The 10135-nt window shown below is 69.8% G+C and carries 6 protein-coding genes; 4 read left to right on the forward strand and 2 right to left on the reverse strand.

Annotated features, from left to right (window positions below; genetic code table 11):
• Positions 1-202 precede the first annotated feature (202 nt).
• Together ACFXC1_RS40480 and ACFXC1_RS40485 are read right to left on the reverse strand one after the other, a co-directional pair.
• A complete protein-coding gene (locus tag ACFXC1_RS40480; RefSeq protein WP_381252474.1) occupies positions 203-2776 on the reverse strand; it encodes an ABC transporter permease in 2574 nt (857 codons plus the stop codon).
• Positions 2773-3561 carry an ABC transporter ATP-binding protein gene (locus ACFXC1_RS40485; RefSeq protein ID WP_026178212.1) on the reverse strand — a complete coding sequence of 263 codons (789 nt, stop codon included), beginning with the start codon at positions 3559-3561 and terminating at the stop codon, positions 2773-2775. The genes ACFXC1_RS40480 and ACFXC1_RS40485 overlap by 4 nt, the downstream gene beginning before the upstream one ends.
• 380 nt (positions 3562-3941) lie before the next feature.
• Here ACFXC1_RS40485 and ACFXC1_RS40490 point away from each other — a divergent pair, with 380 nt between their 5' ends.
• The 4 genes from ACFXC1_RS40490 (at position 3942) to ACFXC1_RS40505 (ending at position 10022) form a co-directional block, all read left to right on the forward strand.
• Positions 3942-5456: an MFS transporter gene (locus ACFXC1_RS40490; protein ID WP_381252476.1), complete on the forward strand. Its 1515-nt coding sequence runs from the start codon at positions 3942-3944 to the stop codon at positions 5454-5456.
• Between the two features lie 543 nt (positions 5457-5999).
• Positions 6000-6503, forward strand: a complete 504-nt coding sequence (locus tag ACFXC1_RS40495; RefSeq protein ID WP_381252478.1) for a DUF485 domain-containing protein — start codon at positions 6000-6002, stop codon at positions 6501-6503.
• Positions 6500-8116 (forward strand): sodium/solute symporter, encoded by a 1617-nt coding sequence (locus ACFXC1_RS40500; protein WP_381252480.1) that lies wholly within the window; start codon positions 6500-6502, stop codon positions 8114-8116. Before ACFXC1_RS40495 ends, ACFXC1_RS40500 begins: the two co-directional genes overlap by 4 nt.
• A gap of 196 nt (positions 8117-8312) precedes the next feature.
• The gene (locus tag ACFXC1_RS40505; protein ID WP_381252482.1) at positions 8313-10022 is read left to right on the forward strand and encodes a PHP domain-containing protein; all 1710 of its coding nucleotides are present in this window, start codon (positions 8313-8315) and stop codon (positions 10020-10022) included.
• Positions 10023-10135: the final 113 nt, after the last annotated feature.

Consider the following 10135-nt stretch of genomic DNA (forward strand, 5'->3'; position numbering starts at 1 on the left):
CCAGCGTACGACGACGGTGGCGTGGCCGGGGTTGGTGCTCGCGTACCAAGGGGCTTCGCCCCCTGGACCCCCGAAAAAGCCTTTGCCCGCCCACCACCCGTTCACTGCCAATCAAAAGGTCGCCGTCAACAGACAACAAACAAACCCGGCGCCGAGAAGTCCCCCGTGACTTCTCGGCGCCGGGCTTCCCCGTGGGCGGTGGCTATTCGGTGGCGATCGCGTTGAGGACGTTCATCCGGCCCGCCCGGAACGCCGGGATCAGAGCCGCGAACAGTCCCACGAACGCCGATCCGACGAAGACGGCGATGATCGTGCCCCAGGGGATCTCCAGGACCTTCAGCCCCTCGAGCGCGAGCAGCTGCTGAGCCGTGGCCCCCCAGCCCATCCCGAGCCCCAGACCGAGCAGCGCTCCGAAGAGGGCGATCACGACCGACTCCATGCGGATCATGCGGCGGAGCTGGCGGCGGGACATCCCGATCGCCCGCATCAAACCGATCTCCCTGGTCCGTTCGACGACCGACAGGGCCAGCGTGTTCACCACACCCAGGACCGCCACGATGATCGCGAGGGCGAGAAGGCCGTAGACCATGTTCAGAAGCTGGCCGATCTGGTCCTTCAGTTCCTGCTTGTAGTCGGTCTGGTCGCGCACCTGGTACTGCGGGTAGGGCTCCATGGCCTTCTTCAGGGCCGCGTACGCCTGCTTCTCCTGGCCGTCCTTGGCCTTGGCGAACATGATCTCGTTCGGCGGGATCTTGTTCGCGGGGAGGTACTTCTGCATGGTCGCGATGCTGGTGTAGCGGGCGCCCTGGTCGATGGCGACGTCGTCGTCCGTGATGGCCGCGACCTTGAGCTTGGCCGTCGAGCCGCCCTTGAAGGCGACGCTGATCGTGTCGCCGACGTGGACGCCGTGCTTCTTGGCGTACTTGGAGCCGACGGACATCGTGTTGGTGCCGTAGGCGGCGGACAGTTCGCCGGCCGTGGTGGCGCGGCGCAGGTCCTGGGCGTAGGACGGGTCGGCGGCGGTGATGCCGTCGGTGTCCTTCTGGCCGTCGGGCGAGGTGAGGGTGGCGTCGAGGTCCTTGTAGCGGGTGACGTGGACGAGGTCGGGTGCCTGTTCCATCGCCTTCTCCGCCTGCGGGACGATCCGCTGGTTGCCCTGGACGATGAAGTCGGCGCCGACGGACTTGTCGAGCTCGCTCGTCGCCGAGGCGACCATCGAGGAGCCGACGACCGACAGGCAGGCGACCAGCGCGAGGCCGATCATCAGGGCGGCACCCGTAGCACCCGTACGCCTGGGGTTGCGGAGCGCGTTGCGTTCGGCCAGGCGCCCCACCGGTCCGAAGGCCCGCAGGAGTACGGCACTGATGACCCGTACGACCCCGTTGGCCAGCAGCGGACCGATGATCACGAAACCGATCAGCGAGAGCACGACACCCGCGCCGAGGACCAGCGAACCGTCCGTCGCCTTCTTCGCGGTGGCCGCCGCGAACAGGGCTGCGGCACCGGCGCCCGTCAGCACCAGGCCGATCAGACCCCGTACCCAGCCGGCCTTGCCGTCGGCCGGGGTACCGGCGTCGCGGAGCGCGGCCATCGGGGAGACCTTGCCGGCCCGGCGGGCCGGGAGGTAGGCGGCGAGGATGGTGACGATCACGCCGAGGAGCAGGCCGAGTACCGGAGTTGTCCACTTGACGGTCAGGTCCCGGGTCGACAGGTCCATGCCCGCCGCGCTCATCAGCTTCATCAGGCCCACGGCGATCCCGACACCGGCGCCGACACCGAGGATCGAGCCGACGATCCCGAGCAGGGTCGCCTCGACCAGCACGGAGCGGTTGACCTGCTTGCGGGAGGAGCCGATGGCCCTCATCAGACCTATCTCGCGGGTCCGTTGGGCGACCAGCATCGAGAAGGTGTTGATGATCAGGAAGATGCCCACCAGGAACGCGATCCCGGCGAAGCCGAGCATGGCGTACTTGATGACGTTCATGAACTGGCCGACGCCCTGACGGTTCTCGTCGGCGTTCTCCTTGGCCGTCTGGATCTTGTACGTCCCCGTCGAGGCGAGGGTCCGCGCCACGTTCTGCTTGAGCTGCGCGTCGGTCACACCACTCGCGGCAGTGACGCCGATCTGGGTGAACCGGCCGGTGGCGCCCAGGAGTTCGCGCTGTGCGGTGGCCGTGTCGAAGTAGACGACGGCCGCACCGGGGTTGGTCACCTTGAAGGTGGCGATGCCGACGATCCGCGCGGTGAAGTCACCGGTCTGCGAGATCGTGCGCAGCGAGTCGCCCATCTTCAGGTGGTGCTTGTCGGCGGTGTCGGCGTCGACCATGGTCTCGGTCGGGCCGCGCGGTGCGTGTCCGGAGGTGATCTCCATCGAACGCAGGTCGTTCTTCGTCCAGTTGCCCGCGATGGTCGGCGCGCCGGTCGACGAGCCCATGTTCTTGTTGGCGCTGTTGACGACGGTCACGTTCATCGAACTGACGGCGCCCTCGACGGACTTGACGCCCTGGGCCTTCGCCACCTGCGCGACCGTGGAGGCCGGCAGCGACTCGGGCAGTCCGTTCTGCGGGGTGCTGCCGTCGGCCTTGGCGGTCTTCGGCAGCACCGTCACGTCGGAGGCGGTGGCCGCGAAGAGCTTGTCGAAGGTCGTGTTCATCGTGTCGGTGAACACCAGCGTGCCGCACACGAACGCCACCGACAGCAGCACGGCTATCGCCGAGAGCGCCATCCGCCCTTTGTGCGCGAAGAAGTTGCGCATCGAGGTCTTCACGACAGTCATGACGTACGCCCCCGCGCGTCGAAGTCCTTCATGCGGTCGAGGACGGCGTCGGCGGTCGGCTTGAACATCTCGTCGACGATCCGGCCGTCCGCGAGATACAGCACACGGTCCGCGTACGAGGCGGCCACCGGGTCGTGCGTGACCATCACGATGGTCTGCCCGAGGTCGTCCACGGAGCGGCGCAGGAAGCCCAACACCTCCGCTCCCGCACGGGAGTCGAGGTTTCCGGTCGGCTCGTCACCGAAGATGATCTCGGGCCGGGCCGCCAACGCCCGCGCCACGGCGACGCGTTGCTGCTGGCCGCCGGAGAGCTGGTTGGGCCGGTGCTTGAGCCGGCTCGACAGCCCGACCGTCTCCACGACCTGCGCCAGCCACCCCTTGTCCGGCTTGCGGCCGGCTATGTCCATGGGGAGGGTGATGTTCTCCAGCGCGTTCAGCGTCGGCAGCAGGTTGTACGCCTGGAAGATGAACCCGATCCGGTCCCGGCGCAGCTGCGTGAGCTTCTTGTCTTTGAGGCCGGTGATCTCGGTCTCGTCCAGGTAGATCTGCCCGGAGGTCACGGTGTCGAGCCCGGCGAGGCAGTGCATGAGCGTGGACTTGCCGGACCCCGAGGGGCCCATGATCGCGGTGAACTGACCGCGGGCGATGTCCACGTCGACATGGTCGAGGGCGACGACGCGGGTCTCCCCGGCGCCGTAGGCCTTGACGACCTGCCGCGCTCGCGCGGCAACGGCCGTACGCCCTCCAGTACCCCCGTGCCTGGGAATGGTCACAGCCGATGTCACGGTATGTCTCCTAAGTCGGTCGGCGAACGAGCGTGCCGGTGTCCGGTCGATGCGGTTCAAGTGGTTACGCCGATGAGTCTGGCGGCGGGAGGGGGTCCGGCGCGCTGGTGCTCAGCGCAGTCTTTCCCGGGGGAAAACCCCACCCTCTGCGGTTCGGCCTGCCGCCCCCCAGCGGCATAAAGCCAGGTTAAGGACGGCCCCGGGCCCTTCTCCTCCTCCGCCGGTACGAACCGTCCCCGGGCCGTAGTAGGGAGGCACCCCTAGGGGCTCTCCACCGCCGGGTGGAGTCGATCTCGGGGTCCGCTCCACCCACCGGCCCGTCCAGGTTTCCCCCTGACGCGACGTGAGGGTCAAGTGGGAGAGTGTCGTCCGGCAGATAGATGCAGGGGGAAGGAATCCGCGTGGGCAACACGGAACCCGCGATACGTGAGGCCGCGCAGGCCACCACGCCGGACAGGCGGGGCGCCGTCGTCGCGGCCCTCATGCTCGCGATGGCGCTGGCCGCCCTCGACTCCACCATCGTCTCCACGGCCGTACCGCAGATCGTCGGCGACCTCGGCGGCTTCTCCGTCTTCTCCTGGCTCTTCTCCGGCTACCTGCTCGCGGTGACTGTCACCCTCCCCGTCTACGGCAAACTCTCCGACACCTTCGGCCGCAAGCCGGTGCTGATCACGGGCGCGGCGGTCTTCCTCGCCGGTTCGCTGCTGTGCTCGGTGGCCTGGAGCATGGGCGCGCTGATCGCGTTCCGCGTCGTACAGGGCCTGGGCGGCGGGGCGTTGCAGGGCACGGTCCAGACCCTGGCCGCCGACCTGTACCCGCTCAGCGAACGCCCCAAGATCCAGTCGAAGTTGTCCACCGTGTGGGCGGTGTCGGCGGTCGCCGGCCCCGGCGTGGGCGGCCTGCTCGCCGCGTACGCCGGCTGGCGCTGGATCTTCCTCGTCAACCTCCCGGTCGGAGCGGCGGCGTTGTGGCTGATCGTCCGCTGCCTGCGCGAGCCGCGGCGGACCCGCGACGCCCGCCCGCGTGTCGACTGGGCAGGCGCGCTGGGCGTGTTCGCGTGCGGCGGTGTCCTGATCGCCGCACTGGTGCAGGGCGGGGTGGCCTGGCCCTGGCTGTCGACCCCATCAATCGCCTTGTTCGGTACGGGCCTTGCGCTCGCCGGACTCGTCGTCGCGATCGAACGCCGGGCGGCCGAACCGATCATCCCCGGCTGGGTGTGGCGCCGCCGTACGATCGCCGCCGTCAACCTGGCCCTGGGCGCACTGGGGTTGCTCATGGTGGCCCCGAGCGTGTTCCTGCCGACGTACGCCCAGTCGGTGCTCGGCCTGGCGCCAGTGGCGGCCGGATTCGTGCTCTCCGTATGGACGTTGAGCTGGCCGGTGTCCGCGGCACTCAGCCAGCACGTGTACCGGCGGATCGGCTTCCGCAACACCGCGATGCTCGGGATCGGGACGGCGACACTGATCCTGTTCGCGTTCCCGTTCCTCCCGTATCCGGGCTCGGCCTGGCAGCCGATGCTCCTGATGCTGCTCCTCGGCGCGGCCCTCGGACTCTTCCAACTGCCGCTGATCGTCGGGGTGCAGTCGACGGTGGGGTGGGAGGAGCGGGGGGTGACGACCGCGTCCGTCCTGTTCTGCCGGCAGACGGGGCAGACGATCGGCGCGTCGGTCTTCGGGGCCGTGGCCAACGGGGTGCTCGCGTCGCGGTTGGGTGGGGCCAGCGATCTGGACTCGGTGACAAGGGGGTTGGACCGGGGCGCGGTGCCGGAGGGGACGCGGCGGGCGATCGCGGACGCGGTGCACGCGGTGTACATCGGCGCAGGGTGCGCCGCCGGGGTGGCCTTCCTGGTGCTGCTGGTACTGGCGCCCCGGCGGTTTCCGGTGCTCAAGGACTGACCGTCAGGGCAGCCGGACGGAGACCTCGGGGCCGGTCGGGGACGGGCCCCGATCAACGGCCCTGCCATGCCCTTGAGTCGGAGGCCGAAGAAGGCGCCGACGTACGCGCGTGATCGTCTCCGCGCGCCGGTGGCCGAGCACGGCCGGGTCGGCGGGCGAGTACGCCCCCGGTGGCCGCGGCCAAGCGGCGCGATCCGTCCATGCCGAGGACAGCAGGGCTCGGGTACGGCGCCGGACGTCACCTCGGAGGCGTGACACCGCGAGGTCCGACAAGACCTCAGGAGCCGCACGGGGGACGGACGTTCGGGGCCACCCGTACGACTGGAGGGCTACGGCACGCTCCCCCACAAGCCCTCAGGGAGGCCGCGTGCCCCCCGCCCGACACCCAAGGTCAGCCCCTCGTTGACCCCGCAAGCGCATACCAACCGCCCAGTTCGCCGAAAAGCACCCACACCCCCCAACCGGCGAGTAACGTGCATGACCCGCTCCGCCCAACTCCCTGCGGTCCGCCGCCACGGACCCGAGCCACGCAAGGAGCACGGGATGTCCTACGACCCGTACCCTCCGCATGATTCATCCGCCCCGCGCGACCCGTACAACCCGCACGAATCGCACGCCCCGTACCCGTACGACCCGTACGACCGGCGCAACCCACACGCCCCGACCCCGCCCCGCCTCACCTACCCCTGGCAGCCACCCCCGCCCCCACCCGAACGCCGTCGCCCGCCCCGTCGGCCCGCCCTCGGCAACCACCGGGATCTGCGGGTCCTGCGCGGCGCGTACCGGCGGCAGCGGCGCGTGGCGTCGCTCACCGCGCTCGGATACTTCTGCCTGTTCCTGACGCTCTCCGCGTTCGCGCCCCCGCTGATGTCGAGCACCGTGGTCGCGGGCGTGCCCACCGGGCTGTTGCTCGCGCTGGTGCAACTGCCCGTCACCTGGCTGGCTATAGCGCTCTACGAGCACACGGCCCGGCGGCGCGTGGACCCCCTCGCGGACCGCATCCGCAAGCAGGCCGAACTGGACGCCAGACGGGAGGCGGCACGGTGACCGGGTTCCGCGACCCCGCGTCGCAGACCATGTCGCTCGTCGCCTTCACGACCGTCGCCACCCTCACGCTGCTGTTGTGTGTGATGACGGGGCCCGACCGCGACGACCTCGACGAGTTCTACACGGGGTACGGCTCCCTCTCGCCACTGCGCAACGGCCTTGCCATAGCGGGTGATTACATCTCCGCGGCGAGTGTGCTGGGCACGGGCGGGGTGATCGCCCTGTACGGCTACGACGGGGTGGTGCTGGCGCTGAGCACGGCGCTGTCGCTGATGCTGCTGATGTTCCTGCTGGCCGAACCGCTGCGCAACGCGGGCCGGTTCACGATGGGGGACGCGTTCGCCCGGCGGATGCCGGGGCGGTCGGTCCGTATCGTGGCGTGCGCGGTGACCATCATCGCGCTGCTGCCGCTGATGCTGGTCCAACTCGCGGGCGCGGGACAGTTGCTGGCGTTCATCCTCGGCTTCTCCGGCGACTCGCTCCAGACCGGCTGCATCATCGGCCTGGGCGCGCTGATGATCAGCTACGCGGCGATCGGCGGTATGAAGGGCACCGCCCTCATCCAGATCCTGAAGATCGTGATGCTGATCGGGTCGGGGGCCGTGATCGCCGTACTGATCCTGAACCGGTTCCACTGGGACCTGGGCGCCTTCTTCGACACGGCGGCCCGGCGGAGCGGGGTCGGAACGGCCTTTCTGCACTCGGGACTTGAGTTCGCCGGAGGCCCAAGTCCCCGGCTGGACATGATCAGTTCGCAGCTGACCATCGTCCTCGGGGGCGCCTGCCTGCCGCACATCACGATGCGTATGTACACCGCTTCGAGCGCCCGCCAGGTGCGGCGGTCGATGTCGTGGGCGGTGTCGAGCGTGGCGCTGTTCGTGGTGATCGTGACGGTCGTCGGGTTCGGTGCCACGGCGCTGCTCGGGCGGGCGGCGATCGCGCGGGCCGACGCGCAGGGCAACACGGCGTATCTGCTGGGCTCGCGTGCGGTGTTCGGGCCGGACGTGTCGACGGTGGAGACCCTGCTGTTCACCGCCGTCACCACGGCCGTGTTCCTGACCCTGCTCGCCTCGGTCGCCGGGATGATCCTCGCCTGTGCCAACTCCCTTGCCCACGACGTCTTCGCGGCCCGCGTGGAGGAGATGCCGGTCCGCCGGGAGATGACGCTGGCCCGCTACTCGGCGCTGGCGGTGGGCGTTCCGGCGATCGTGCTGGCGACGCTGGTCCAGCACCGGGGCCTGCAGCCCCTGGTCACGCTGTCCTTCTGCCTGGGCGCCTCGGCCATAGCGCCCGCCCTCGTCTACAGCCTCTTCTGGCGCCGTTACACGCGAACGGGCCTGCTCAGCACGCTCATTGGCGGCACGCTGGGAGTGCTGCTGCTGATGCCGGGCACGAACCTGGTCTCCGGTTCGCCGGCCGCCGCGTTCCCGGGCGCCGACTTCAACTGGTTCCCGTTCACGACCACCGGGCTCGTCACCATCCCGCTCGGCTTCCTCTGCGGCTGGCTCGGCACGGTCGCCTCGGGGCGGCAGAAGGAGGAGGAACAGCGCAGGCGGTACGAGGCGATGGAGGGGTGGATCCTGGCGGGCGCGGTGCGCCGGGGCGAGGGATGACCTGCGCGCGGAGGCGAAGGACGACCAGTACGCAGGGCGGAGGATGACCGACGAAAAAGCCGCGCATGACCGGTGTCATAGCCGTGCATGACTCGTTCTTTGCCGCACCACCACCACGACTCCCGCTGTTCACCGCTCCTTTTCAGACTCTGCACGTCCGAGCGTGAAGGTCCCTGCATTCCAGCGGGAGTTGAACATGAGCCACGGCCACAGTCACGGCGACCACGGTCACCACCACCATCACCACCACGGAGACGGGGACGCCGGCTCGCTGCCGCCCGCCCTCGACACATCCATCCCGGACGCCGAGTTGACGCCCAGTCAGCTCTCACGAAGAGGCATGCTGCGCCGAACCGGGCTGCTGGGCGCGGGACTCGCGGCGGGCAGCGTGCTCGCCGGCGCGGGGGAGGCAGCCGCGTCGGTGCAGCAGAGCTCGGCCAAGTCGTCGAAGGGCAACGGCGGTTACCTGTGGCTGGCGGGCGACCACCACATCCACACCCAGTACAGCAGCGACGCCAAGTACCGGGTCATCGACCACGTACGCCAGGCGAACGCGCACGGCCTGGACTGGATGGTCATCACCGACCACGGCAGTGTCGCGCACGCCAAGATCGGTGTGGAGAAGGTCAATCCGGACATCGTCGACGCCCGTGACAAGACCGAGGACACCCTCGTCTTCCAGGGCCTGGAGTGGAACATCCCGGGCGCCGAGCACGGCACGGTGTTCGTCCACCCCGGCTCCAACGAGGTAGCCGTACTCAAGGAGTTCGAGAACTCCTTCGACGGCAGCGTCAACAACGCGAGCGGCAACTCCCCCGCCAACGAGGCCCTCGCCATCGCGGGCGTGAACTTCCTCGCCGACCAGGTCCGCCGCCGCAAGGTCAAGGACGCTCTCTTCCTCGCCAACCACCCGGCACGCAAGGGCATCGACTCCCCGCACGAGATCCGCGGCTGGCGCGACGCGCAGCCCACGATCGCCGTCGGCATGGAGGGCGCCCCCGGCCACCAGGCGGGCGGCATCCCGAAGCCCAACGGCCCGGGCAGCGGTCGCGGCATCTACGACAACAGCCCGAGCGCCGACTCCTTCCCCGGTTACCCGCTGGAGAGTTACCGCACCTGGGGCGGCTTCGACTGGATGACCGCCACGGTCGGCGGCCTGTGGGACAGCCTCCTCGCCGAGGGCAAGCCCTGGTGGATCACCGCCAACTCCGACTCCCACAACGTGTACGCGGACACCGCCGTACGCGGCCCGGGCGGCGACTTCAACGCCAACGGCCGCTACAACGACCCCGTTTACGGCACCGGCATCAGCCTCACCGACACCGACTTCTGGCCCGGCCAGTACTCCCGCACCCACGTCGGCGCGACCTCCTTCGCGTACAAGGCGGTCATGGACGGCATCCGCGCGGGCCGCGTCTGGGTCGACCACGGCGGCCTGATCAGCGGCCTCGACGCCCGCCTCTCGGCCGGCGGCCGCGAGGTCACCCTCGGCGGCGCGCTGCACGTCCGCCGCAGCGCCCAGGTCGACCTGGTCATCCGCATCAGCCTGTCCAACGGCCCCAACTGGGCGCAGTTCCAGCCCTCGTTGGCCCGCGTCGACGTCATCCAGGGCGACGTCACCGGCCCGGTCACGGACAAGGACACCTTCTCCACCCCCACCACGAAGGTCGTCAAGTCCTTCGAGGTCGACAAGTCCACCGGCACCGTCCGCCTCACGTACTCCCTCGGCCGCCTCGACAAGCCGGTCTACGTCCGCCTCCGCGGCACCGACGGCAACCGCACCGCCGTAGGCGTCAACGGTGCTGCCGTAGACCCCGTAGGCCCCGCGATGGACGTCCTCGGCGACGCCGACCCGTGGAAGGACCTCTGGTTCTACTCCAACCCGATGTGGGTCCTGCCCGCATGACCACGTCCTACGACCCGTGCGGGGGGGGGGGGGGGGGGGGGGCGCCGGGGGGGGGGCGCGCGGGCGGGCCGGCGCGCCCGCGCCCCGCGCGCGCGCCGGCCCGCGCGCCCCCC

The organism is Streptomyces hokutonensis, from assembly GCF_042751305.1.
Classification (GTDB): Bacteria; Actinomycetota; Actinomycetes; order Streptomycetales; family Streptomycetaceae; genus Streptomyces; species Streptomyces hokutonensis_A.